Origin of the sequence: Micromonospora sp. NPDC005305 (assembly GCF_040607315.1) — a bacterium.
In the GTDB taxonomy this organism is placed as follows: domain Bacteria; phylum Actinomycetota; class Actinomycetes; order Mycobacteriales; family Micromonosporaceae; genus Micromonospora.
The window spans coordinates 148,460-173,702 of the sequence record NZ_JBEXGL010000010.1 but is presented as its reverse complement, the minus strand read 5'-3'; the positions used below and the strand labels follow the sequence as shown (position 1 = coordinate 173,702).

Below are 25,243 nucleotides of genomic sequence, written 5' to 3'. Positions count from 1 at the left end.
GTAGCCGGCGTGCCCACGTCCCCGGCCAACACCTCGGACACGAGGTGCGACAACCGGAGCAGGAAGGTCTTACCCGGGAGGCTGGGCATCGGGTGCATGCGGGTGGATCCCGGCGCCTGGGGGATAGCCAGCGGGGTTGACGGGGGCATCCCGTCACGTTCAGGTGGGGGCGGTAGGTCTAGGCCCGGTCGGGCTACCCCGCCCGGAGGGTGAGCAGGGTGATCTCGCTCGGCGCGAAGATCCGGAACGGCGGCCCCCAGAAACCGGTCCCCCGGCTCGTGTAGAGCTGGGTCCTGCCGTGCCGGCTGAGGCCCTGCACGACCGGCTGGTCGAGCCGGACCAGGTAGTGGAACGGCCACATCTGACCGCCGTGGGTGTGCCCCGACAGCTGCAGGTCCACCCCGGCCGCCACCGCGTCGCCGATCTGCTTCGGCTGGTGCGCCAGCAGCAGCACGGGCAGCCGCGGGTCGGTGCCGGCCAGCGCCGCCGCGTGGTCGGCCCGATGACCGGCCACGCCGGACGAGGCTGCCGTCACATCGTCCACCCCAGCTACCACGAGCCGAGCACCGCCCCGCTCCACCACCAGGTGCCGGTTGTGCAGCGGCTCCCAACCGAGGGCCCGCATGTGCTCGACCCAACCCTGCGCCTCGCCGTAGTACTCGTGGTTGCCCGTCACATAAACCCGGGCCAGCGGGGCCTGGACGGCGCCCAGCGGCGCGGCCTGCGCCCGGCGCTGCTCGACCGTGCCGTCGGCGATGTCGCCGGTGTGGCACACGATGTCGGCGGCCAACCCGTCGACCACCTCGATGGTGCGGGCGGACCAGCGCGCCCGGTCGATCGGGCCGTAGTGGGTGTCGGTCAGCAGCACCACCCGGACCCCGTCGAGACCGGCACCGAGCCGGTCGACGGTCACGTCCACCCGCCGGACCCGGGGCACCCGCATCGCCTCGGCGTACCCCCAGACCGCCAGGACGACCGAGACCACCGCGACGCCGACCGCCACGGCCCGGGACCGGACCGGGCCGGCGACGCCCGCCGCGGCCAGCCCGAGCCGAGCCACGTTGCCGATCAGCGCCCAGACGAACAGAATCCAGACCAGGCCGAGGAGGGTGTCCCCGGCGCGGGCCGCCGCGTCCAGCCGCCGGCGGCCGTGCCCGAGATACATCAGGGCGGGGAACGCGACCAGCGCGACGGCGAACACGCTCGTGCCGGCGGCGACCACCGGCGCCGGCCACCGCGCCGCCACCATCAACGTCCACCACGGCAGCCCGAACAGCAGCACCAGGACCGCGACCAGCGTCGCCCCGGACGCGAGCGGGCGCAGCGACCGTCGCGCCGGCCGCACCTGTACGGCATCGCCAGCAGCCATCGTCGTCCTCCCGTCGGGGGTCCGTGCAGCATGACACGGTCCGGGCCGGATCGACCACGCCCGGAACCGGGACCGATCCGGCCCGCAGGTGATCGATCCGTGCCTCGGCTCGGGTACGGTCAGCGGGTGGCGTACGACGCCCTGGCAGAGAGCCGGCGCCTGATCATCTCAAGGTTGCCGGACGGCCCCGTGCGGTTGAGTCGGCGCCGTCGTTTCGCGCCGGTCGCGGTCGACGTGGACGGCGACGTCGCCGCCACACGGTTCCTACGGCGAGGCGTTGGCTGTTACTGGGACGAAACGCACCTGCTGGCCGTCGACAACCACGGAGCCTGGCGAATGCTCGGCGGCGGCGGATCGTCGGACGACGAAGACCCCACTGCGGAACAGTTCGAGCGGGCCCGCGCGGACCTCGCGCCGTTCCAGGTGGTGCTGAGTGGAAGCGCTGGCGTCGTGCGGGACGGCGACCCCCTGCTGCCGTGGGGCACGCGATGGGTGCGCGGGTCGGCGGTGCTCGTCGGCCACGGGGTCGCGGAACTGCATGTCGACGGCCGCCACCTACCCGTCCCGTACCACGGTCACCTGATCGTGGTCTGGGACTCTCACCGGCCGCCGACGGTTACCGCACATGACGACGCCGGGGGCACGGTTGCCACCGCCACTCTGTCTCCCGCATAACGCGGCGCGACAGCTTCGCAGGATCTCGGCAGGGACACGTCGGACCAACCGAAGCATCACCTGAGCAGTCGAGGGTTCCGGGGCGACCGCGTCCGACGTCGACTTACGCCTGTTCTGCTGATCTTCGGCAAGCGAGCACAGCAACGCGCGTGTGCGACCCACTAACGTGAAAACAGAATAGGAACCCGCAGGTAGCGAGCCTCTGGGTACAGATAGAGCGTCGTCTTAGGAAACCGATGCTCTATCCCCTGAGCTACGAGGGCGCGAGGCCCTAGGGTACCTGCCAGCGGTTAGCCACGAGTGCCCAGGAGGGCCCAGCCGCGCCTACCGCTGTCACCCGCCGTTGCTCCGACCGCTGTAGCACACACCGAGCAAGCGATCATCGCCCAGCAATCTCCCATAACCCAATGCGGCCCTACCATGACCAGAGCTACCCTCGCCTGCCCAGGACTCACCGAGCACATTCCGAGGGCTGCCACCGATGCGACAGCCCGGCCGGCGGCAGGGTTTCGGGAACGGGCACCCTTCGGACTACGGATCAGAAGGTTAGGGGTTCGAGTCCCTTCGGGCGCACCACGTGATCAAGGCCGTGACCAGCGGAAATGCCCAGGGCTCGTGCCGGTGGGTGCCGACCAGTGCGTTTGTGTGCCCCGCTTCGTCGATTCAGGTGTGACCGGCGCGTCGCAAGCTGTCGATCAGCGTGGTCTTGCCGGCTCCGGGTCCCCGGTGCGTGGATGAAGATGATCTTTGCGAGCCCCTACTGGTTCTCGCATTTGTGCGCCGGCCAGTCGACCAGATCGCCATCGTCGACGGCACCCGCCTGGTCATCGCCATCGGCGACCCCGGCCGGGCAACCGCAACGACACGATCGTCTACCGCACCTCCGGCATCGACCAGAAACTGGCCGGACGGCCATGGCCGGCGGCGGCTCCCGCGGCAACCCCGAACGGACCGGCCGAACCGGCGGGGCAACCCGGATGTGAGATTTGATCTATCCTATGAGTGGGCACAATGGACACCGGCCAACCTTGAACCGCGACATCCCCGAGGCGCAGACCATGCGCCTGTTCGCCGTGAGCAGCGAAACCCGGCACTCCACACCGGGATGTGCGTCCGGTCTCGAATGGAAACGAAGGATCCGCATGCTCTCAGCTGAGAAGAACACCTTACTGACGCAGGTGGGCGCGGGGTCTCCGATGGGCGAACTCCTGCGGAGGTACTGGCATCCGGTCGCTCCCGCCAAGGAGCTCCGGGACCGCCGCGTGAAGCCCGTGCGGCTGCTGGGCGAGGACCTCGTCCTCTTCCGCAGGACCGGTGGTGGCTACGGTCTCGTCTCGCGCTCCTGCCCGCACCGGGGGACCGACCTGAGCGTGGGGTGGGTGGAGGAGGACGTGCTCGTGTGCCCCTACCACGGCTGGGCGTTCGACTCGGCCGGACGCTGCGCCCGGCAGCCGTTCGAGGAAATGGGTCCGGCCGGCGGTTTCCGCGACAAGGTAGGCGTGGCGGCGTATCCGACCGCCACCCTCGGCGGGCTCGTCTGGGCCTACCTCGGCCCGGAACCGGCCCCGCTGCTGCCGAAATTCGAGCAGTTCGGGTGGTCGCACGGCTTCGTGGAAATTGTCATGACAGAGCTGCCCTGCAACTGGTTCCAGTGCCACGAGAACGCCGTGGACCCCGTCCACTTTGAGTGGCTGCACACGAACGGCAATGCCGTCCGAGTCAACCCCGACGCCCCGGTGTACGCGCCACGCCACCAGAACATCGGATTCTCCGAGTTCGAGTTCGGCTTCATCAACCAGCGTGAGGTCCAGACGGAGTATGACCCGAGCGGTTCCTTCGCCCGGTCGAGCCAGCTGACGGACGGCGGGATCCTGTGCCTGTGGCCGTACTCCCTGGCCTCCGGAAACACCTTCGAGTTCCGGGTTCCCGTCGACGACGAGACCACCCTCAACATCACCTGGCAGTACTCGGTCCTCCCCTGCGACGTTCAGGCCGCGATGCCGGAGTGCGACGACACACCGTTCTGGTACGGCCCGCTGCGGGGCAGCGACGGGCGGATCATCGTGTCGCACACCGGAAACCAGGACTTCGCCGCCTGGATCGGCCAGGGTGTGATCGCCGACCGGACCAGGGAGCAGTTGGGCCGCAGCGACAAGGGCATCACCCTGCTTCGGCGGCGCTTCCTCGAAGCGATCGAAACCGTCGCCGACGGCGGAGATCCCCCGGGGATCGTGCGTGACCAGGAGCGGCACACCATTGAGCTGCCGCTGCTGAACAAGTCGATCTACACGGAGGGCGTTCCGCGCCGGACGTTCGAGGCGAAACTGGCGGCCCGGCGGAAGAGCCGCCTGTACGGGATCGGCGGCTACTTCGCGGTGCAGGCCGGCCGGCCCGCGGAACTCACCGAGGCATACGAGCGGGCGGCCCGGATCAGTCCCGGAGCGGCGTCCGACCAGGAACCCGAGGCGTAGGAGTCGGAGAGGTCACGCGAAGCGTGGTCGCATCCGCCAGCACAGGGCGGCCGCCGCCAGGGCGATCACTGGGATGAGGGCCAAGGCGGTCCGGGTGCTGACCGCGACGGCGAACCATGCCCCGACCGCGGATCCGGCCTGGAGAATGCTGCTCAGCCATGCCTGCGTCTCGGTGGCGGTCCCCTCCGGTGCGAGGTCACCACCCATGGTGAACAGGGTGGCGAAGGTGGATCCGTACGCAAGGCCGGTGATCGGGCAGGCCAGGGTCATCGCCAGCGGGGAGATCTCGGCCGCCGCCCCGAGCACCGCCACGCCGACGGCGAACACCCCCAGGAGAACCGAGAGCTTGGGACCGCGGGCGAGGAATCCGGGCATCGCGCCGATCACCAGGCTGCCGACGATGCTGCCTATCGACAAAGCGCCGATCTGCACCCCGGCGTACGCCTGCGTGTGCCGGAGCCCGTTGATCAGGACGATCACCACGTCAACCCCCGTGATCAGCGCGCTGAAGGTCGCATGGACCAGGAGCAGGCGCCGGAGGGCGGCCGAGCGCAGTGGGCCCATCCAGTGCAACCTCGGTCGGTCGGCGACGGCGGCGGGTGCTGGTGGTGATGTCGCGGACGCGACCCGCAGGGTGAGCACCAGGATCGCCGCGACCACCGTCAGGACGATCGTGATCGCGATCGTGGAGACGCTGGTGATGGTGAGACACAGGAAGGCGGCCAGCATCGGGCCGCCGACGTGGGCGAGGTCGCTGGTGGTGGCGTCGAGTGCCATGGCCGTGACCAGACGCTGCTCCCCGGCCAGCGACCGCCACAGCGTCCGCATCATGATGCCGGTGGGCGGCACGCTCAGGCCGGTGAGCGCGGCGAGTGCGAGCACGGCCGGTTTCGGCCCGTCGATCGAGGCGACGGCGAGCAGGGCCGCCACGCCGGCGACGTTGACCAGGAGGCAGCCGAGCAGCACCGAGCGGTACGGCACCCGGTCCATGAGGCGCCCCCGAACCGGGGCGGACAGTCCCTGACCCACCGCCATGAAACCCGTCGCCAGGCCGCCCACCACGTAGCCGTACCGCGGACTCAGGAACAACAGCAGGCTGAGGTTCAACATGGTGGGCGGCAGTTTGGCGGCCAGGCTGGCGAGCAGCATCCGGCCGACTTCCGGGACACGCAGCAGCTCCCGGTAGCTGGTCAGCGACAGGGACCGGCCCCGGCGCACCCGGGTCGCGGTCACCCGCGCTCCGTGCCGTCGTACGCGATCTCGAGCGACACCATGCGCCGCAACTCGCCCATGACCCGCAGCAGGGCGCCCTGGTCCGGCGCGGAGACCCACGCACCGACGGGGATGGTCTTGCTGTCCTGCGTCAGCGGGATCCGGTCGCCCGGAGCGTAGCCGACGAGCACCTTGGCGACGTTCGGATGAGCCTCGAGTTCCGCCAGCCCGTGGATGTCGGTCAGCGTGCCCGGCCCCACATCGTTGCGGATGGCGATGGCCCCGTACGCCGCGTAGGTCTGGACCACGCCGTCCATGATCGTGGGACGGCGCCCCAGGTAGCACTCCAACGAGTCGTGGTAGGGCCGGAACGAGGTGTGCGCCGACCACAGGTCGGTGGCGGGCCCGCCCGCCAGCCGGGCGCCGATCTCGATCAGGAAGACCCCGTCGGCGTTGCACTTCACCTCGGTGTGGCTCGGGCCACGGCTGATCCCGTACGCCCGGAGCACCTGCGCGACGAACGCCTCGACCCGCGACCAGTCCGGATCGTCGGGCGTCAGCTGGACCGTGTTCCACAGCGGGAAGTCGTAGTCGCGGCCGTCCGGTTGGCGGTACTCCCACATGTCGATGACCTGATGGTCGCCGTCGCTGCTGAGGCAGTTGACGGCCAACTCCCGGCCACGGACGTACTGCTCGACGAGCCACTCCCGGACCGGCCAACCGAACAGGTCGGTGGCGTCGGTGGACCGGAGGTTCGCGGCGTCCGCCGCGGTGCTCAGCAGGGTGACGCCGTGTGAGCCGGCGCCCGTCGTCGGCTTCAGGATCACCGGGTAACCGATGGCGGCCGCGACGCCGGGCACCTCCGTCAGGTCCTCCACCCGCTGGAACCGGGGAATGGCCAGGCCCGCCTCCGCGGCCCTCGCCCGCATCGCCGCCTTGTTCCGGCGCGCCCGGGCCAGGGACACGTCGTTACCAGGCAGTCCGAGCATGTCGGCGAGCACATCGGCCAAGTGCACGCCGGCCTCCATGGCCGGGACGACGGCGACCACCCGCAGGCCGGCCTCCGCGACGGCCGACACGATATCGGCCGGCGCGGAGGCGTAGAGCGAAACGTCGTCACCGTCGGCGTGCGTCGGCCACCGACCGTTCAGCTCGCTCTGCTCGACCGTGTAGAGCGAGATCACCCGAAGACCCAGGTCCCGTGCGGCCTGCTTGTAACCCTCGCCGGTCTTGACCGGGTCGAGCAGCAGCACCGCCTGCGCTTGGTCACTCAATGGGATCGGATCCTTTCTGAGGTGGGCGGGCGGCACCCGTTCCGGTGGGAGAGGTCGGTGACCGGCCCGGTTCGATCCGTGTCGCGCGGCGTGCGTGCTAGGCGGTGGCGGCCCGGTGCGCCCACAGTTCGTTCCGCAGCTCCGGGTCGTACTCGAACCGGCCGTGCAGGGACGTGGAGGTCATCCGGGCGCTCGTCTTGATGCCGCGCATGGTCATGCAGAGGTGCTCACCGGTCCCCACCACTGCGACATCGCTCGCGCCCGTGATCCGGATGACCTCGCTGCTGATGTCGGAGACGAGCCGCTCCTGGATCTGGAGCCGGTGGGCGAATTGGTGGGCGATCCGTGCGAACTTGGACAGGCCCAGCACCTGGCCCTCCGGCCGGTAGGCGATGGTGAGCGAGCAGTTGAACGGAAGGAGATGGTGTTCGCAGAGCGACCACACGTCGATTCCCGAGACAATGACCAACTGCCCGGTGGTCGCCGACTCGAACGTCATCTCGGTCTTGCCCGGGTCGTAGTCGATGAACTCCCGCCACCACTTCGCGTACCGCGCCGGGGTGTCCTTGATCCCGTCCCGCGACGGGTCCTCTCCGATCTCCTCAAGGAGACGCAGCGCCAGACCCTCGATGGGATCCGTTCCCACGACCCGCTCCTCCAGGAAGCGGATCTCCTCGTCGATACTGTCGATACCCATCAAACACCCCGTGTCTTTCCCCAGATCATCGTGTGCAGCCGAGTGGTGACGTTCCACCCCCGTCGGATCGCCGCCTCGGCGAGGTCCGGCAACCGACTGTCGATCTCCTCGCGGCTCTGCCCTTCCGGCATCACGTACACCGAACCGGCTCCTGCGACCTTCACCACCGCGGACACTTCCTCGAGGTCCGCCACGTCGCGACAGACGAACTTGAACGACGTGTCCGGGACGGCCGCCAACCGCCGCAACGCGGCCGGCACGATCCGTTTCTCCTCAGGGTCACCCGCGTGCGCCAGCTTCGGCGAGACGTTGAACCGCACGCCGAGCGCGACCAGTCCCGCGTCCGGTGCCCGCGTACCGTTGGTCTCGACCTCGACGTCGATCCCGCGCTCCACCAACTCGGTGACCAGCGGTAACAGGCGGACCTGCTGGTTGAGGGGCTCACCGCCCGAAATGACCACCAGGTCGACATCACACGCCAGCAGTCGATCGAGTACGGTCGCGACGGCCATCCGGTGCAGTTCGGCCTTGGGATCGAAGGGCACGCCCGAGTCGCTGGCGCCCGTCCAGTCCCACGTGTAGGGCGTGTCGCACCATCGGCAGGACAGATTGCACCCGCCCAACCTCAGAAACGCACATCGGCGGCCGAGTGAGCGGCCCTCGCCCTGTACGGCTAGGTAGGACCGAAAATTTCGTTGACAACGAGTTCCGGATCCATGCGGCATCACCTCCTTGGTCAGGAATGAAAAGGTCGAACAGTTCGTGTCAGGGCCGGTATTCGGCCCAGGTCTTCGGGGTTTCGGAGACGCGGACGGCGGAGAGCTCCGGATATTCGCCGACCCACTCCTCGAAGATCCACATGGCCAGGTTCTCGGCGGTGGGGTTCCCCGACATCAGGTCGTTCAGATGGCGATGGTCCAGGTTGTCGTCCAGCCAGGTCTTCAGCCGCGACAACTCCCCGTAGTCCCGAACGAAACCGGGTTTGGTCAGGGCCTCGCGCTGCGCGCTGAGCTCCACCTCCACCCGGTAGTTGTGGCCGTGCAGCCGGCCACACTGATGCCCTTCGGGAAGTTCATCGAGCTGGTGGCTGGCCGAAAAGGAGAACTCCTTGGAAATGCGCAGTGTCATGCGCCACGCTCCTCGTAACGGGTGGGATCGGTGATGCCGGTGGCGGTGAACGCCTCTCGACGTTCGGTACAGGCGGCGCATCGGGCGCAATGAAGGTCGCCGCCCCGGAAACAGCTCCAGGTGTCGAGCCAGGGCACGCCGAGCCGCTCGCCGATCTCGATCACGCCGGTCTTGCCCACGTGGGACAGCGGCGCGAGGAGGTCGAGTTCGGGTGAGGCGTGGCCGGCGGTGGCGATCCGCTCCATGGCGATGAACGACTCGAGGAACTCCGGTGTGCTGTCCGGCACCGAGGCATGGTCGTTGGCGACGGTGCCGATGGCAACGGCGTCGGCCCGCTCGGCGACGGCCACGGCGAAGGCGACGGAGAGCAGGAGCGCGTTCCGGTTCGGCACGATGTTGGGGCTCTCCCCGAAGCTCGACCAGGACCGCTCGGGGACGTCGACGTCGGGGTCGGTGAGCGACGAGCCTTTCAGGAACCGTGCCACCGGGCTCAGGTCGGCGACCTCGTGGCGTACGCCCAGACGTTGCGCGGTGGCCGCAGCGAACCGGTGCTCCTTCAGGTGCCGTTGACCGTAGTCCACGGACAGCAGAAAGAGGACGTGGCCGTCGGAATGGAGCTGATGGGCCATCGTCACCGAGTCCATTCCCCCGGAGACGACAGCGATCACCATGTCCACAGTTCCTCCATCTCCAAGCGTCGATCTGTCGGCGCGCCGGGCGCGACAGGGCTGACCCCGCCCAGCGGGGCGGGTGTGAGATCGGGTATGCGCCGCCGCCGGTGCGGCGGTTGATCAGGTAAGTGCGCTGCCGTTGACGAGCACTGCCTCAGCCGCGCGCGCGAGCGCCGCATCGCACTCGCGCCTGGTAGCGGCCTCCGCCACCACCAGGGCACACCGACAGCGGACGTGGTCCGTCGGCGGCAGCCGCAGCCGGTCGCCCGGCTTCACGAGCACCCGGACGTCGCGGATCCCGGCCGGCAGCCGGTGGCGGTGCACGTCGACCGACTCGACGGTCAGATCCGCCGGCGGGTAGAGGAAGCGCACGGCGGCCACCCTGCTCCTCGTGCGCATGAGCGAGGCAGTGGTGCCCATGGCCAGGTCGCCGGCGGCCCGTCCGACACTGATGCCGGTCGCCAGGCCGCCGAGGTACGGGATGAGGCCGCCACCGATCCGCGCGTTGAGCTCGACGACTCGGGGCCCGGCGGAGGTGAGCCTGAGCTCCATGTGCGTGATCGAGTCGGTGAGACCGACCGCCTCGTGTGCTTCCTCGACCACCCCGCGCAGGTGTGGATCGTCCAGGAGCGGGTCACCGCCGTCGACACAGTGGCCCACCTCCTCGAAGCTCGGCGGGTAGCCCAGCTGCTTCCGGGCGATGAACAGCATCGTCACCTTGCCGTGCTGACACACTGAGTCGACGCTGATCTCCGGCCCGTCCAGGTACTCCTCGATGAGAACGGGCCGGTCGTAGGTCGGCACCTCGTCGAACCAGATCCGTGTGGCCTCGTCGAAGGCTTCGGGCAACTGGTCCGCGGCGGGAACCAGGGTCACGCCGCAACTCGCGGCCAGTGCCCGCGGCTTGACCACCACCGGATAGCCGATCCGCTCCGCCGCTTCCATCGCTGCCGGCAGGTCGGCCACCGCCTCGGACTCGGCCTGCGGCACGCCGGCGGCGCGCAGCGCCCGGCGGCTGGCGAACTTGTCCCGGCAGGCGTGAACCGCGGCGACGGGGCTCGACGGCAGGCCCAACGCCGTCGCGACCGCCGCGGCGGACTCCACCCTCGTCTCCTCGTACGCGACGACCCCGACCACCGTCTCCGGAGAGGCGGCCACGACCCGCAGCATCGCCTCGGTGTCGAGCGTGTCCACCACGGTGCTGGCGACGAGGTACGGGCGTTGCCAGCTGGCTTCGGTGGGGGAGAGAAGGTGGACGCGGTAGTGCCCGGCCATCTCCCGCAGCAGGTATTCGCGCCAGACCTGGCCGCCGCTGCCGATGAGGAACAGGAGCGGTCTGTCGTCGTCCCCGGCCCGTCCGGCGGGGGCGGGGGTGACGTCGATGACGAACCGACCGACGGCGGCGCGGGCCCGTCGCACGGCGCCACCGGCGTCGTCGGCGACGGCGATCACGTGGCCGTACCGGTCCGCCGAACTCGTCGGCGGGCGGGTCGGGTCGCCGGGGCGGGCGGTCAGCACGGCGGCCTGCACGCCCGGGGCGGCGAGCGCCTGCTCCGAGCCGCGGGCGGACGACACGCGCCCCTCGGGAAGAGTGACGAACCAGATGGCCGCAGCGCCGGCGACCGGGTGCGGCGTCAGGTCCACCGGCTTCCCCGCCAGCCAGGCGTAGGTCAACTCGTGCAGGTCGTAGCCGGCGGCGAGGCGGACGAGTTCCACGATGGCGTCACCGGCCGGCCGGGTGTGCGTCTCGATGACACGCGGCCCGCGGCCGGTCAGCTTCACCTCGGTGTGCGCGGGACCTTCCCGCACGCCCAACGCCGTCAGCAGCTCGGAGACTTCCGCGCTGATGGCGGCGTGCTCCTCGGCGGACACCCGCCCCGGGATTACGTGGCCGACCTCGACGAAGTTGGGGGTGACGAACTTCTCCGTCACGGCGAGGACATGGTGCTGCCCGGCGAAGCTCAGGGTCTCGACGCTCAACTCGCGTCCGGCCAGGTACTCCTCGGCCAGCCACAGCACCGGCTGGTCGGCGGTCGAAGGTTCGGGCAGCGGCAGCTGCCTGAACTCCTCCGCGCTGTGGACGAGGCGGATGTCCCGACTTCCGGTGCCCGCCGGTGGCTTGAGGATCATGGGCAGGCCGACCGTCGCGGGGAGGTCGTGCAGATCTGCGGTGGTACGAACGGCAGCGTGCGCGACGGCACCCGCCCCGCCGGCCGCCGCCGTCGAACGCATCAGCCACTTGTCGGTGGCACCGACGACCGCACTCAATGGGTTTCCCGCGAGCCCCAGTTCCTCGTTGATCCGGGCCGTGGCGAGGAGGAACCGCTCGCTCGCGGTGACGGCCAGCCCGAACCGCTCGGACGCATGCAGGGCGACGGCCGCCTCGACGAGCAGTTCATCGGTCACGTCGTCGAGCAGGACCATGCGGTCCACGCACTCGCGGTGACGGTCCGTCACCTTTGCGGTGGCGCCGAGGTAGAGCACCCTCAGGCCGGCACGCCGTGCCGCCGTCAGTGCCTCGGTGCGTTGCCCGCCGACAAATAGCACAGCCGTAATGGCCGGCTTCCTGATCACGTCGCTCCCCCGTGGATTGACTAATCGATAGAACCATCGGGCGTGATCGCCTCGACAACAACCTGCCGGACCAATCGACTCGGTCAACAAGAATGCTGAGCGGGACTCGCCCACCCGAACGAAGAATGGAGTAGGAGTCGGGATCCGACTGCTGCCCCTTTGATCGGGATCCTCTACTCTAGACTGTCGATAGCGGTTAGATCAACATCATTGGAACCCGGGGGACGTACGCAATGCGCACTGCCGAGCATCCGTCCACAGTGTCTAGCACAGGTGAGCCGTCGGAGACTGCCCCGAAGCAGCGACATCTGTCGATCGATGAGCGGCGTGTCGTCCTGTGCAGCATCGCCTCCGACGCGCACAGCTGGAACCTCGTCTACGTCCAGCTGCTGCTCGAAGAGCTCGGTTACCATGTGAACAACCTCGGCCCGTGCACACCCGAGGCGCTCGTCGTCGACGAATGCGTCCGGACGCGACCGGGGTTGCTGGTGGTCAGCACGGTCAACGGCCACGGCCGGATCGAAGGCCAACGGCTCGCCCGCGCCCTCCGCCGCCACCCGCGGCTGCACCACCTGCCCATGGTCATCGGTGGCAAGCTCGGCGTCGACGGGGTATCCACCCCGATGCTCCAACGACTGATCGACGCCGGCTTCGACGCGGTCTTCGACGACTCCCGTACCGACCTGTCGGAGTTCACCGAACTGGTCGCCCGCCTGACCCGGCCGGTCGCTGACGTCCCGCCGCGCGATAACCGGCTCACCCCCGCTGCCACCGGCCGATAGGCGCCTCGACGGTCACGTCACCGGAAGCGGTCCGTCTCCGCCGGCCCTGAGCCTGCCCCGCCCGGGAGGGACATCGAGCTGGTCATAGCGGCGCGCCGTCCACTCCAACGCCTGGATCAGCCCGCCGGAGCTCAGCGTGCCCACGGCGCGGCCCCCCACCGGCACGCGCATCGCCCCCACGTCCGACCAGCGCAGCCGACCGTCGTCGCCGATGATGCCCCGAGCCCGGTTGGCATTGTCCGGGTGCAGGCAGTAAGGCACGTCCAGCAGCCCGCGCGCGAACGCGAGGCGTAACGCCCGTCCGACCCGCTGGTCGAGGTCGAGCACCGATTCGACGAGCGCACAGGCCTCGACGTAGGTCTCCGATTCGTCCTCCGTGACCGGCTCCGCCGGCGGCGTCCGGGCGGCCTCCTCGGCAGCCAGCTCCAGCGCGGCGACGTTCTGCCACACCTGGGGGATCCGGTGCGCCTCGGCGGCGGTCTTCACCATCAACCGGGCGGAGCCGGTCGCGCGCGCAAGTCGTACCGAGTCGCGCAGCACCGCCGCCGCACCCACCGTGGTACGCGGGAAGAGTCCCATGTACGTGTAGATCACCACGTGCCAGTCGTCGGGCCCGAGCAGCTCACCGGCGAGCCGCCGCAGTGCCCGAACCGCTTCGACGTCCTGCGCACGGTTCGTCTGCTGCGCGTAGCTCAACGACACACTCACGATGCCGTGCTGCCGGAAGAACAGGGCCTCGAGCACGCTGAGCGCGACCAGCAGGCTCGGCGGGCACAGCTGACCGAGCATGCAGCCGCCGAACGTCTCGAGGTGCGCGAGGCGCCCGCCCCCGGACGCCTCCGCGAAACGCTCGGTCGCCGTGGTCCACTCGGCGATCGAGTCAGCCAGGGGCCGGCGGCTGTACGGCAGGCAGTAGGACACCGGCCCGCCCTCGCTCGCCCACAGACCCAACTCGGCCAACACGGCGAAGATGGCGGCCGGCGCCGCGGAGCCGTGGCGGACCTGGATCGGGAAGTCGGCGTCGAGCACACCGTCGAGGAGGAAGCGCCGGGTGGTCTCGAGCGGCTGCGCAACGATCGGGTAGCCGTTCAGGGCCGAGCGGCTCACGATGGCACGCCGGGCCGCCGCGTCGTCACCGACCCTGGTGAAGCTGTCGAGGGTGATCGTGCCAACGGTGCTCGCCGCCGCCTGCTTGACGGCGAGCAGCGCCGCCCGCATCTCGGCCGGATCACTGAACCCGAGCCGGGGCTGAACGACGAGCCGCCCCGCCCGTTCCGCCCGGGCAACGGCCCCACCGAACGAACCGCGAATCACCGGAAACACCGACCTGTACGCACCGCGTACCCACCGCCCTCCCCCGTGGATGGCATTGCCGCCGGCGGACGGGCTCGGCGGCGCCGACGGTCCAAACTACCGGACAACCGGCTCCCGGACCGACCCTGCTGAGCCGGGTGCCCCGCTGGGGCCGGATCGTCGTCGCTTGTCAAGATCGTTACCTGCGACCTGCCCATCGAAGCCGTCACAGCCGAGGCGAACCCCGACTCCGAGGTGCGTTGGAGCGTCCCGTAGACGTCGGTGGTCATGGGCCAAACCGCCCTGACCGCGGCGGGCGGATAGTCGATGCTCCCTCCGCCCGCCGCCGCGTGGCGTCAGGTGCAGCGCGTTGTCACGCCGCCGGTCTGGTCGCCCGTCAGATAGATGCCGGAGACGTAGCCGTACCCACCGGCGACCAGCGGGAGCTTGACCCACTTATCGTTGGTGACGCCCTCCGCGGTGACCTTCTCGCCGACCGTCCAGCAGACGGCGGGATAGGTCTGGTTGGCGTAAACCTGGCTCACGACGGCACATGTGGTCGTGGCGCAACTGCGGACGTTCGCCTGCGCCCAGGCGGTCACCGTGACCGTGCCGCCGGACGAGCCGGGGTTGAAGGTGACGTCGACCCAGTCGTTGTTGGTCATGGCGAGCCCGTCCCAGAAGGTGCCGTCGGCCAGGTCGATGCCGGCGGGGTTCGCCACGGTCCGGCCGAACTCGTCCTTGCCGTTGTTGTAACCGTTCTGATACGCAGCCTGCGCCTCCGGTCGGCCCTGCGGCAGATCGCGGAACGTCTCCCGGACACTCGACGGGTTCCAGTAGTCATCGCGGGTGTTCCAGGGCCCGACGTCCCAGACCGGAGCCGTCTCGCAACGTCCCTTGTAACAGACCTTCACCCGGTACTCATTGCCGCCGTTCGAGGCCAACATGCGACGCGACGGCAGGGCGACGAAGTGATCCCGGCTCTTGATGACGTGGCCGTTCGCCGTGGTGTGACCCACCAGTCCCTCGCGGGTGGCGAACAGCCGGACGGGGCCGTACGCGGTGGCGGCCGCCGTCGCAGACTCAGCCGGTGCGGCGGCGGACTGCAACTCCAGGCCGGACACCACCGGCGCGGCACCGTCGGCCGCGCTGGTCAAGATGACGCGCGCTTGCAGTTTCGACACTGGTTCCGGCAGCGACAGGATGCTGTCTGGTTTGGTCGTACGCCACTCTGTCCAGCCGCCGTCGACTCCGCGGCCACGTACGTCAACCTCGACGCGGGTGCCCGCCGGCACCGAAGCGTCCGGTTTGGCGACCACGGCACTGACCCATTGGCCGGCATTCACCTCGGGTGCGGTGTAACTGCCCCGTGCGGTGTCCGGCTGACCCGGCGCCAGGGTGGCGGCAGTCGGCGGATTGTGGTCACCCCGGGGCTGCGAGTCGGCGAGCGTGAGGCCACGGCTCGTGCGTCGGGTGTTGTGCTGCATCGCTGTCAGCCTGCTCAGATCGACCCGCCAGGAGGCGGTCGCGGACGGCGACGACTTGCCGACCCCCGTGGGCTCGGCGGCCTCGGCGGTGCCGGCTACCGCGGTGATGGATGCGCCGACAGCAAGCACCCCGACGGTCATGGCCCTGCAGGCGCGCGATGTTCGGATAGTCATGCGTGATCCCCCGTGTCCTGTCGATGCGAGCTGCGCGATCGCGCCGGGAGTCCAAACAGGAAGCCCCTCGCATCGAGGATCATAGTTGCCCTGCCGCGATTGGGGGGTCCCTCGATCACCGCGCTGCAGAAACGTAGTCGTATGGACCGTTCCGGGCTGTTCCGAGTATTCGTATTGGCCGGTGGAGATCTCATGCGCTTGCGATGAACGACTAGGCTCGATACGATGCGCGCGCCGTAAATGCCCTGTGGTAGGCCGTTCCGGTTGCATCCGGAGCCGCCGTGCGGGGCGAGTCGAGTCAGAATGGCTGGCTTGCGCATCCGGGCAGTTCCGCAGCCGTGTGGGTGAGCTGGTGCGGCGGATGATGTGGTCGAGGGTTGATCGCCCGGTGCCGCAGCCGTTCGATGCCGGTCGACTCCTCGCGAGAATCGCCAAGGGGGTTGCCGCCACTAGCCACTCAGTGGATACTGCTCTACATGGCCGTGCCGGAGACCCTCCTAGCGCTGATGGAACCACGCCCTCTGCATGGCTATGAGCTGCAGCAATGTTATGGCGCCCTGCTCAGTCTGCGCCGGCCGTTGCGGTCCGGGCAGATCTACAGCACGCTGCAGCGGTTGCAGCGCGACGGTCTGGTGACCGTCGTCGGCGTGGAGCGCTCCGGCGGTCCGGACCGAACGCTGTTCCAGGTGACCGAGGCCGGCACGAGTGGAATCGAGCGTTGGTTCTTCGAGCCGGAGGGAGCTCAGCAATACCTCCAGCACGACCTTTATGCCAAAGTGATTCTTGCTCTGTTGACGCAGCGAGATGCCGCTCGGGTACTGGACGTGCAACGAGCTTCGCACCGTGCGCTCATGCGTCAGATGACCAAGATCAAGTCATCGCCGGACTCGGGCCGGCTGGAAGTGGTTGCTGCGGATCTGGCGATCCTCCACCTGGACGCGGACCTTCGTTGGATCGATTCGACCGAGCGCCGGCTGGCCAATATTCGGCAAGACGTCGAGGCCTATGCCGCGCTGATTCAAGACACCAACAAATCGAGGTGAACGTGCACACGGGGGATCGAAGAATGAATACCGCACTCAAGAGTTTCTTCCTGGTCGGCACGGTGCTTCTGGCTGCCGGCTGCTCCTCCTCGGAAAAGCCGGCGACGCCGGATCCGGCCGCGTCGCCAGTCAGCAAGGCGGCGGGCGGGCAGGCCCCGAGTGGTTCGATGGAGGAGATCGTCAGTCTCACCGAAACGCTGAAAGATCGTCTTTCGGCCGACGTGCGGAAGTGTCTTGCCGACGAGGGGTTCCCGCAACAGCAGCAGGCGTTCGAGATGACGGCGCAGCGCACCCCGCAGGCGCGCAGCGAGCCGCTGCGGATCGACCCGCTGGAGATGGGGCCGTACACGGCCGAGCAGGCGCGTCGTTACGGGATGGTCGGGTCCGTGTTGCTGTTCGCCCGCAGTGAGCCCGGCTTGGTCCTGTCCAAGGACCCTTCGTTCGACGCGGCCCTTGATTCGTGCCGGAAGGAGTTCAGTCGGAAGGCAAGCGGTGACGTGAGTGCTCTGCTGTCGCAGAGCGCCGAAGTGCAGGACGAGATCCGGCGGGGCCTCCTCGACGCCACCGCCGAGCCGATTCTCAAGCTGGTGACCGATCGGCTCGATTGCGTTCGCAAGGCCGGCTATCCGCAGCTCGACCCGGAGAACGCTGAGAAGGCCGATGACTTTGCCGCGTTGCTACGCGACGCCGGCGTGCAGACTGCATCGATCAGTCAGTCAAGTCGACCCGAACCCAAGATCAAGAAGGGTGAGGTCGTCGTCGTCCCGCCATCGGATCCGGGTACCTACACTCCGCCGGCAGCCGAGGTCGACTTCGCCTTGGCCTACGTCACCTGTGGTGAGCAGCAGGGCTTCACCAAGAAGCTGGAGCAGCTGCAGGACGAACCGCGCAAGAAGCTCGCGGACCGCTACGCCGTGAAGCTCGCGGGGATCTCCACAACCTTGCGCGACGCCGCTCGCAACGCGTCCTGATCACCCCAACTGAGTCTTTCAGAGGTCTCTCGTGTCTCATCCGAGTTCCGACCCGCCGGGGGTCGATCCACAGCCGCGAAGTCGCCGGCGCTTTGGACTGCTGCTGGCGCTGACGGTCCTCATCAGCGCCAGCAGCTCCGGCGCCACCATCCTCGTCCTCGGTGACCGGGTCAACTCGCAGGCGGAAGTCGTCGCCAACGCCGAGTTTCGGGCCTCGAGTCCGGTGGTCGTTCCGGTCGAACGGAAGGAGCTGAGTGAGGCGTTCACCTTCCGTGCCACCCTGGACACCTCCACGCAGAAGGACCTCCGCCTCACGCCGGGCATCGAGGGCGTCGTCACGAGCGTCCCGCTCAAGGCCAACGACACGGTCCGGGCGGGCAGTGTCGTGCTGGAGGTGCAGGGCCGGCCAGTCATCGCCTTGCCCGGGCGGTTCCGTGCCTACCGCACGATCAGAGATGCCGACACGGGTCCAGACGTGGAGCAACTCCAGGTCGCACTTCGCTCACTCGGTTACCGGAGCGCTGACCGCAAGGGCACGTACGGACCCGGCACCCAGGCCGCACTAGGTAGGTTGTACCGCTCGGTCGGCTGGGAACCGCCTTACCACGAGGAAACAACGGCCGTCGACGAAACGGAAGCGGTCGATGCCACGAAGGCGCCGGCCCGGCGGCGGACCATCGAGGCGCGTCCGGCTGAGCTGTTCGTCGTTTCAGGTCTGCCGAGGCGGGTCGACACGGTGTCGGTGAAGGTCGGCCAGATGGTCAACGGGAGTGAGGCGGTGCTGTCCCGTTACACCGCATCTACCCGCCTGAAGGGTGACGTGCCAAGCGGTAGAGCGGACGTTGCCGTCGAGGGAACCGCCGTACGCGTCGACGTCGGTGGCAAGGCGGTGACCGGTCGGCTCGTAGCCAATACGACAGCGACAGCCGAGTCTTCGGAGGGCGCCTCCAACGGCGCCGACGCGGGGTCGGAAGATTCCGGCCCGGCCGTCACCGTGCTTCTGGACGATCGCCTTTCGATCGATGCCGGTCGGTCCTACAGGGTGACTGTCGAGGGGAAACACACCGACGGGCCCGTGCTGGCGGTGCCGCTCACCGCAGTCAATGAGCGGCCCGACGGGACCGCGTTCGTCAGCACGCAGGAAAAGCAGGGGAAACTCGTCGACGTCGAGGTCACGCCGGGCATCCAAGCAGACGGCTGGGTGGAGATCACGCCCCGGGACGCTGCTGCGCTGACTGCCGGTACGGCTGTGATCGTGGGCGGCAAGGACGTGGGCCAGTGACACTGCTGCAGCGCCTGGCGGGCATCGAGGACTCCGTCGAGACGACCGGGTACGGCGACGGGGAGCCCGCAGCTTTCGAGCTCACCGGAGTCAGCCGCACATACGTGACGGACGGTCCTGCCGTCCACGCCCTACTGCCGTGTGACCTGTTCATCCCCATGGGCTCATACTCGGCGATTGTCGGACCGTCTGGTTCCGGGAAGTCGACCCTGCTGAACCTGCTCGGTCTGCTCGACCAACCGTCTTCCGGGCTCCTCAAGGTCTGTGGAACCGAGACGACGACACTGCGCCATGCCGACCGGAGCGCCCTGCGGGCACAGGAGATCGGCGTTGTCTTCCAGGCGTTCCATCTGCTGTCCGGCCGATCCGTCGCGGAGAACGTGGAGCTGGGTCTGCTCTACACCGGGACGCCTCGACGGATCCGGCGGCGGCTCGTGGCCGAAGTACTCGAACGTGTCGGTCTCCAGCACCGCAGTAACGCGAACGCGCAGACGCTGTCTGGCGGCGAGAAGCAGCGGGTCGCGATCGCCCGGGCCGTGATCACCAACGCACGCATCCTGCTGTGCGATGAACCGACCGGAAGCCTGGACACCGCCAACGGAGTGGCCATCATGGCGTTGCTCAACGAGTTGAACGCGGCCGGCACCACCGTGATCGTGGTGACACATGACCTGACCGTGGCCGCCGGCGCGGACCGGGCGTTGCGTGTTTCCGACGGAAAGGTCACTAACTCGTGGCCGTTCCCGCAGCCGGAACGGGCATGAGCCGGACAGGGGCCGAGCTCCGGCTGGCGGCCCGGCGACGCGTGTTCGTCGGCGACGTACTGCGCGAGGCGGCCGCGTCGATGCGGGCGCAGGGTCTGAAGGCGGTGCTCGTGATCGCGGGCGTGGTGGTCGCCACCGCCACCCTCGTCACGATGTCCGGGTTGTCTTCGACGCTGTCTCGTCAGGTCACCGACGAGTTCGACAGCTTCCGGGCCACCGAGCTCGTGGTGACTCAGGCGGCCGGTGCCACCTCCATCGACTTCACCGAGCCAGGCGACCTGGAGCGGGTACGCGCCATCAGCGGCGTGGTACACGCCGGTGTGATGGATCCGCCCGGAACGTTCCTCGTCGAGCGGCCACCCTCGTCGGGCATGACCGAGGTGGCGATCCAACCCGTTGACGCGGACGCCCTGCGGGCGATCAGACCGCACCTGACGGTCGGCACGCCCTTCAACAGCCTGCACGTCCGGAGCCGAAGTCCGCTGATCATGTTGTCGGAATCGGCCGCGCGCCGGCTCGGTGTCGCTCGTCCGGGCACGGGGGTCCGGATCGACGGCCTGATGCTCACCGTCTCCGCCATCTACTCGGATGTCGACCGGCGCGACGAGGTGCTGGTGGGTGCGTTGGTCCCTCGGGGGGTGTTCACGACGAGTGACGGATCATCCGACGACCGAGCGCGTGTGCTCATCGAGACCCAGTCCGGTGCGGCTGATGCGGTGCGGCAACGGGCCGCCATCGCGCTGGCTCCCGAGGACGGCCGCGTCGTGAGCGTGAGCCGGCCGCTCGATGCGAGCGGCTTCCGCCAAGGGATCGAAGGCAACGTGCGATCGCTGGCCCTCGGCGTGGTGCTCATCGCCCTCGTCATGGGCACCATCTCGATCGCGTCCTCCGCCGTGTCGTCAGTCCACGCTCGGACGGCGGAGCTGGGGTTGCGCACCGTTGTCGGCGCTCTGCGACGGCACATCTTCTTCCAGATCATGGCTGAGACGCTCGCGCTCGGCCTGGCCGGTGCCGTGATCGGGGCATACACCGGCGTGGCCGTCGTCGTGGGGATCTCGACATGGAACGGATGGAGACCGGTCCTCACCCCCGTGGCAATCGCTTCCGCCTTACTGGCCGGGGCTGCCGCGGGCATCGTCGCCGGGCTCCCGCCCGCATGGCGTGCGGTACGGCTTCAACCCGTGGATGCCTTACGACGTCAGTAACGAGCCCTGCCTTCATCTCCGTCTTGACATCGATAGCTGATCGTCAGCCATCGCCCATTGTGAGGAGTTTTGTCCATGCGTCGTTCCACGCGCTTGCTCACTGCCCGCATCGCTCTTGCCACACTCCCGGTGCTGGCGGTCGTCTCATGCTCTGAGGGGCGTGATCCCGGACAGCGGCCGGGGGCCGAAGGCGTCCGCGAAGTCGTTCCGCTGTATGCCAGCGCTCTCGCCGACGGTAACGGGACACGGGCGTGCGCACTGATGAGCAAGGCAGCGCAGGACGCACTCGCGAAGCGCGCCGCCGGCGACAACTGTCCGCAGAGTGTGAAGACGGTTGCCGGCCGTCTGGATCAGGCATCGGCCGCAGCCCTACGCAAGGTGAAGATGAAGGATCCGCAGGTAGACGGCAGCACTGCCACCGTTGAACTACAGCTCGACGGTAGCCAGCAGGGCGCGATCGACGCGCTGGGCTCCACCAAGCTGACCCTCGTGCAGATCGATGAACGCTGGCACATCGACGCGGTGCCGGCAGGATGAGTCAGGCCGTCCAGCCATCCCCGAATGACAAGCAGACCGGGATACCTCTCCTGCGAGCTGAAGGGCTGCGAGTCGCGTACGGGTTGACCCGTGCTCTGGACGGCGTTGACCTGAGCGTGGAGCGCGGCGACAGTATCGCCATCATCGGCTCCAGCGGATCTGGCAAGTCAACGCTGCTGCACTGTCTTTCCGGGCTGGTGATGCCCGGCGAGGGGCGCGTGTGGTTCAGCGGGCGGGACCTGAAGGCGATGCCGGACGCCGAGCGCAGCGCACTTCGTCGCCAGCGGTTCGGTTTCGTCTTCCAGTTCGGGCATCTGGTGCCGGAACTGACGGCGTTGGAAAACGTCTCACTCAACCTGCGTCTCAGCGGTGTCGGCCGGCGCCCTGCGGAGGAAACCGCACGATCCTGGCTGCGCGACCTCGGTGTCGAGGAGTTGGCTCGCCGTCGGCCCGGTGAGATGTCGGGTGGTCAGCAGCAGCGGGTCGCCGTGGCCAGGGCGCTGGCCCCGGACCCGGACGTCATCTTCGCCGACGAGCCGACCGGTGCGCTGGATACGGCAAACGGTGAGCTGGTGCTTGATCTGCTGATTGAACAGGTCAGAAATCGTCGATGCGCTCTGGTCATGGTGACACACGACGACAAGATCGCTGCATACGCCGAGCGTGAGGTGGTGTTACGTGACGGCCGAGTGATTCCGTCGGTAGCGGGAGCGCCGCGGTGAGGCTGGCGGGCGTCGTCGGGCTCGCCGCGCAACTGGCCGTCGGCAGTCCGCAGTCGCGTAAGCGGTTCCTACTGACGGCGGCCGGCATGGCGGTGGCGGCGGTGTTCCTGCTGGCCGGCTCGGTGGCATTGCCATTGACCGAGGCCAAGCGCGACCGCGCGGCGAATCGGTCGGCGACGCTGGAGCGCGGTGCGGTGCGATCGGACGGCACGTTGTTGGTGCGCCGGTGGACCGACGTCTACCGGGATCGGACGTTGGTCGTCACCGAGGTGGCAGCCCTCCGGTCGGATGCGCCGCCTCCGCCGGGGCTGGACCGCTTGCCGCTTCCCGGGGAGATCGTCGCCTCCCCGGACGTCGAGGCCATGCTGCGAGCTGATCCAACACTGCGCGAGCGGTATCCACAGCGGCTCGTGGGGACTGTGGCCGATGCCGGGCTGACCGGGCCACACGAGTGGACAGTGTGGATGGGAGCGGCCCCAGGAGCCTTTCCCGCCGACTACGTCCCCGCGTCCGGATGGGGCGCCAAGCCCGAGGACGTGCCGCCGCTTCCGGGAGGATTGCGACTGGCCGTGCCGATCGGCCTCGCGGCATTGCTGCTTCCGCTGCTGGCGCTAGTCGTCAACGCGGTCCGCTGGGGATCGCAGGAACGGGACCGCCGGCTTGCCGCGCTCCGGTTGTCTGGTATGTCAGCCAAGCAGGTCCGGCAGCTCACCGCGGTCGAGGTCGGGATGGCCGCAGCCGTCGGCTCAATCGGAGGCGGTCTGGCCTTCCAGGTGCTCGCCGCCGTGAGCGCGGCCCGGCTACCAGGTGGGGGTGCCTTCGTCTCCGACGTCCTGCCGCCGATTCCGGCTGCAGCGGCGATCGTCGTGGGTCTACCGGTGTTCGCTACGGCGACTGCCGTGATCGCACTTCGGCGGGTGGTCGTCAACCCGATGGGTGTCGTGCGCCGCTCCACCGTTGTCCGACCGGGCCGATGGCGGCTGCTGCCGCTGGTCGTTGGTCTACTGACGGCGGGCTGGCTGATCGTTACCGATCAGACCGGCAGCGCAGCCGCCGTACCGCTCTTCCTGGCCACCGTTCTGATCATGATTGGTCTGCTGGTCAGCGCGCCGACGCTGTGCCTTGGGGTCGCCGCTCTCATGTTGCGGGCGGACCGCAGTCCGGCCGTCCTCCTCGCAGCCCGGCGTGCTCAGGCATCGGCGGCCACAGCCGCGCGGGTGGTTGGGGTCGTCACCCTTCTGGTATTCGCCTCGGGCTGGTTCCTCGCGGTGCTGCCGCTCGCCGATGGGAGTACCCCCGCGTCGCTGGCTCAGTTGGAGCAACATCTCAAGCCCCACACCTTCCTCGCGAACGTCGAGCGGGCACCGGAACCGGGCGAGCTGGATCTGCCCGGCGTTACCGGTGTGGCGCTTCTGGTCACCGTCGAGTTGGGTCCTTCGGGTGCGGGCCAGGCCGGTGTCAACGCGGTGGCTGGTGACTGCTCCGCATTCTCAACGGTACTGCGTCAGCCGCTGCCGGAGTGCGGACCAGAAAGCACGTACCTGGCTCCGTCCGACGGAGGGGAGAATCTGTTAGCCACCGGGGAGCCGCTGGCGGCCTACCAGTATGCCACCGAGAGTTCCACAGGCGTCGAATACGTCGAGCTTGGACCCGTGCGTATCGGTAGGACCATCCACCACGCACTCGACGGACTTGGCGAACTCGGGATCGGTTCGGGGATCGTTCCGGTGTCCCAGGTGCCCCGGCAGGCACTCCGCGTCGCGTCCGTGCGGCAGATTCTGGTCACCGTGTCGAGTAGCGATCCGATCGTCGTCGAACGGGTACGGACAGCCGTCGAGCGCTTGCAGGAGGGCCGCAATCGAGAGGTCCGCGATGTCGAGACGATGGTGCGGGACTCGCAGTCAGTGAGTCATACCTACCGGCAGGTGGCCTGGGCCGGGCTTGTGCTCGCATTCGTCGTCTCGACACTGTCCCTCGCGGTGGCCCTGCTCGACCGGCTCATTGAGGAGCGCCGCGGAATCGCTGCGTTGCGAGCCCAGGGGGTTACCGTTCGCACGCTACGACTGGTGTTACTGGGGCAGACGGCCGCGAACCTGCTGCCGGGTGCGCTGGTCGGCATGGTGTGCGCGATTCCCATGGCGGAAGCCTTCTTTGTGGTCAGCGAGCATCCCGAGTTGACCATACCCTGGGCTCCGTTGGCAGCGACGACGGCTGGCTGCGGAGTGGCGGTCATCGGTGTCGTTGTGCTGATGCTTCCGGCGCTACGCGAGGCCATCGATACGCGGTTGCTGGTCGTCGATTGATACGGAATGGAGGGCTGTCGGCAATTTCAGGGCCGACAGCGAAGGGCCCGGCGTGGGAGGCTTGCTCCTACGCCGGGCCCGAACGAACTATCAGCAGCGCTCGTGACGGTCGTTCTGGTTCTTGATGTCGCTGTGGAGCACATACCACGTCGAGTTGTTGCTGTACGTCCGGTGGTCGTCCGGCAGGACGCCGTGGTCGTCGACAACCTTCACACTGCACTCGGTGTCACGGTTACGGATCTGGTCGGCGCCATCGCGGACATTGCCCTGGCCGCCGGTACCGTTGCGGACATCGGTGAAGGTGTAGCTGGTGTGCCAGCCCTCGTCCCAGAAGTGCTTCTGGTAGTTGGTGTTGTCGCTGTCCCGGGCGTAGCAGATCTCGCCGGTGTTGCAGGTGAGCTTTCCGTCGCCGACGTCAGCCGAAGCTGGCGCAGCGAAGGCGCCAACCATAAACAGCGCCCCCGCGCCACCTAAGATGATCTTGCGCATGTCTGAACCTCCCGTTTTCAGGCATGCCGAAAGAACGTCAGAATGACCGCTATTCCGGCGGGCCGCCGCGCGACCCGCATAGAAGAATGCCGAAGTTTCGGAGCGCGGTCAAGATTTCAA

The 25,243-nt window shown here is 68.5% G+C and carries 22 protein-coding genes and 1 pseudogene; 12 read left to right on the top strand and 11 right to left on the bottom strand.

The features are described from left to right. Positions 1-193 precede the first annotated feature (193 nt). Positions 194-1,369: a metallophosphoesterase gene (locus ABZS80_RS19140; protein WP_355057509.1), complete on the bottom strand. Its 1,176-nt coding sequence runs from the start codon at positions 1,367-1,369 to the stop codon at positions 194-196. Between the two features lie 126 nt (positions 1,370-1,495). On the opposite strand from ABZS80_RS19140, the gene ABZS80_RS19135 reads away from it, so the two are divergent. The 3 genes and pseudogenes from ABZS80_RS19135 (at position 1,496) to ABZS80_RS19125 (ending at position 4,515) form a co-directional block, all read left to right on the top strand. Beyond that, positions 1,496-2,044: a hypothetical protein gene (locus ABZS80_RS19135; RefSeq protein ID WP_355057507.1), complete on the top strand. Its 549-nt coding sequence runs from the start codon at positions 1,496-1,498 to the stop codon at positions 2,042-2,044. A gap of 754 nt (positions 2,045-2,798) precedes the next feature. Continuing rightward, positions 2,799-2,985: pseudogene (locus ABZS80_RS19130) on the top strand (IS5/IS1182 family transposase); the annotation flags it as partial. Between the two features lie 87 nt (positions 2,986-3,072). Continuing rightward, positions 3,073-4,515, top strand: a complete 1,443-nt coding sequence (locus ABZS80_RS19125; protein ID WP_355057505.1) for a Rieske 2Fe-2S domain-containing protein — start codon at positions 3,073-3,075, stop codon at positions 4,513-4,515. 12 nt (positions 4,516-4,527) lie between these two features. On the opposite strand, the gene ABZS80_RS19120 is transcribed toward ABZS80_RS19125, so the two are convergent. The 7 genes from ABZS80_RS19120 to ABZS80_RS19090 form a co-directional block, all read right to left on the bottom strand. After that, on the bottom strand, positions 4,528-5,748 hold the full coding sequence (locus ABZS80_RS19120; RefSeq protein WP_355057503.1) for an MFS transporter: 1,221 nt from the start codon (positions 5,746-5,748) through the stop codon (positions 4,528-4,530). Next, positions 5,745-7,001: an ATP-grasp domain-containing protein gene (locus tag ABZS80_RS19115; protein WP_355057501.1), complete on the bottom strand. Its 1,257-nt coding sequence runs from the start codon at positions 6,999-7,001 to the stop codon at positions 5,745-5,747. Before ABZS80_RS19115 ends, ABZS80_RS19120 begins: the two co-directional genes overlap by 4 nt. A 97-nt stretch (positions 7,002-7,098) precedes the next feature. Next, entirely contained in the window at positions 7,099-7,698 is a 600-nt protein-coding gene (gene folE / locus ABZS80_RS19110; protein WP_355057499.1) for a GTP cyclohydrolase I, read from the bottom strand. After that, the gene (locus ABZS80_RS19105) at positions 7,698-8,423 is read right to left on the bottom strand and encodes a 7-carboxy-7-deazaguanine synthase QueE (protein WP_355057497.1); all 726 of its coding nucleotides are present in this window, start codon (positions 8,421-8,423) and stop codon (positions 7,698-7,700) included. The genes folE and ABZS80_RS19105 overlap by 1 nt, the downstream gene beginning before the upstream one ends. Positions 8,424-8,463: 40 nt before the next feature. Further along, positions 8,464-8,826: a 6-carboxytetrahydropterin synthase QueD gene (queD, locus tag ABZS80_RS19100; protein ID WP_355057495.1), complete on the bottom strand. Its 363-nt coding sequence runs from the start codon at positions 8,824-8,826 to the stop codon at positions 8,464-8,466. Further along, positions 8,823-9,497 carry a 7-cyano-7-deazaguanine synthase gene (locus ABZS80_RS19095; protein WP_355057493.1) on the bottom strand — a complete coding sequence of 225 codons (675 nt, stop codon included), beginning with the start codon at positions 9,495-9,497 and terminating at the stop codon, positions 8,823-8,825. Before ABZS80_RS19095 ends, queD begins: the two co-directional genes overlap by 4 nt. Positions 9,498-9,617: 120 nt before the next feature. Continuing rightward, a complete protein-coding gene (locus tag ABZS80_RS19090; protein ID WP_355057491.1) occupies positions 9,618-12,071 on the bottom strand; it encodes an ATP-grasp domain-containing protein in 2,454 nt (817 codons plus the stop codon). A 233-nt stretch (positions 12,072-12,304) separates the two neighbouring features. Here ABZS80_RS19090 and ABZS80_RS19085 point away from each other — a divergent pair, with 233 nt between their 5' ends. Then, entirely contained in the window at positions 12,305-12,853 is a 549-nt protein-coding gene (locus ABZS80_RS19085; RefSeq protein WP_355057489.1) for a hypothetical protein, read from the top strand. Between the two features lie 12 nt (positions 12,854-12,865). Here ABZS80_RS19085 and ABZS80_RS19080 read toward each other — a convergent pair whose 3' ends face one another. Both ABZS80_RS19080 and ABZS80_RS19075 read right to left on the bottom strand, forming a co-directional pair. Beyond that, a complete protein-coding gene (locus ABZS80_RS19080) occupies positions 12,866-14,167 on the bottom strand; it encodes a methylaspartate mutase (protein WP_355057487.1) in 1,302 nt (433 codons plus the stop codon). Positions 14,168-14,502: 335 nt separating this feature from the next. Beyond that, positions 14,503-15,774, bottom strand: a complete 1,272-nt coding sequence (locus ABZS80_RS19075) for an SH3 domain-containing protein (protein WP_355057485.1) — start codon at positions 15,772-15,774, stop codon at positions 14,503-14,505. A gap of 509 nt (positions 15,775-16,283) precedes the next feature. On the opposite strand from ABZS80_RS19075, the gene ABZS80_RS19070 reads away from it, so the two are divergent. From ABZS80_RS19070 to ABZS80_RS19035, 8 genes are all read left to right on the top strand, one after another. Continuing rightward, positions 16,284-16,850, top strand: a complete 567-nt coding sequence (locus ABZS80_RS19070) for a PadR family transcriptional regulator (protein WP_355057484.1) — start codon at positions 16,284-16,286, stop codon at positions 16,848-16,850. 23 nt (positions 16,851-16,873) lie between these two features. Continuing rightward, positions 16,874-17,821 (top strand): hypothetical protein, encoded by a 948-nt coding sequence (locus ABZS80_RS19065; RefSeq protein ID WP_355057482.1) that lies wholly within the window; start codon positions 16,874-16,876, stop codon positions 17,819-17,821. 31 nt (positions 17,822-17,852) lie between these two features. Then, positions 17,853-19,103 (top strand): peptidoglycan-binding domain-containing protein, encoded by a 1,251-nt coding sequence (locus ABZS80_RS19060; protein WP_355057481.1) that lies wholly within the window; start codon positions 17,853-17,855, stop codon positions 19,101-19,103. Continuing rightward, positions 19,100-19,867 (top strand): ABC transporter ATP-binding protein, encoded by a 768-nt coding sequence (locus ABZS80_RS19055; protein WP_355057479.1) that lies wholly within the window; start codon positions 19,100-19,102, stop codon positions 19,865-19,867. Before ABZS80_RS19060 ends, ABZS80_RS19055 begins: the two co-directional genes overlap by 4 nt. Further along, positions 19,837-21,072 carry an ABC transporter permease gene (locus tag ABZS80_RS19050; protein WP_355057477.1) on the top strand — a complete coding sequence of 412 codons (1,236 nt, stop codon included), beginning with the start codon at positions 19,837-19,839 and terminating at the stop codon, positions 21,070-21,072. Before ABZS80_RS19055 ends, ABZS80_RS19050 begins: the two co-directional genes overlap by 31 nt. A 75-nt stretch (positions 21,073-21,147) precedes the next feature. Then, positions 21,148-21,609: a hypothetical protein gene (locus ABZS80_RS19045; protein ID WP_355057475.1), complete on the top strand. Its 462-nt coding sequence runs from the start codon at positions 21,148-21,150 to the stop codon at positions 21,607-21,609. Further along, positions 21,606-22,331: an ABC transporter ATP-binding protein gene (locus ABZS80_RS19040; protein ID WP_355057473.1), complete on the top strand. Its 726-nt coding sequence runs from the start codon at positions 21,606-21,608 to the stop codon at positions 22,329-22,331. The genes ABZS80_RS19045 and ABZS80_RS19040 overlap by 4 nt, the downstream gene beginning before the upstream one ends. Continuing rightward, positions 22,328-24,634, top strand: a complete 2,307-nt coding sequence (locus ABZS80_RS19035) for an ABC transporter permease (protein ID WP_355057472.1) — start codon at positions 22,328-22,330, stop codon at positions 24,632-24,634. Before ABZS80_RS19040 ends, ABZS80_RS19035 begins: the two co-directional genes overlap by 4 nt. Before the next feature lie 90 nt (positions 24,635-24,724). On the opposite strand, the gene ABZS80_RS19030 is transcribed toward ABZS80_RS19035, so the two are convergent. Beyond that, positions 24,725-25,123: a hypothetical protein gene (locus ABZS80_RS19030; protein ID WP_355057470.1), complete on the bottom strand. Its 399-nt coding sequence runs from the start codon at positions 25,121-25,123 to the stop codon at positions 24,725-24,727. Between the last annotated feature and the right edge of the window lie 120 nt (positions 25,124-25,243).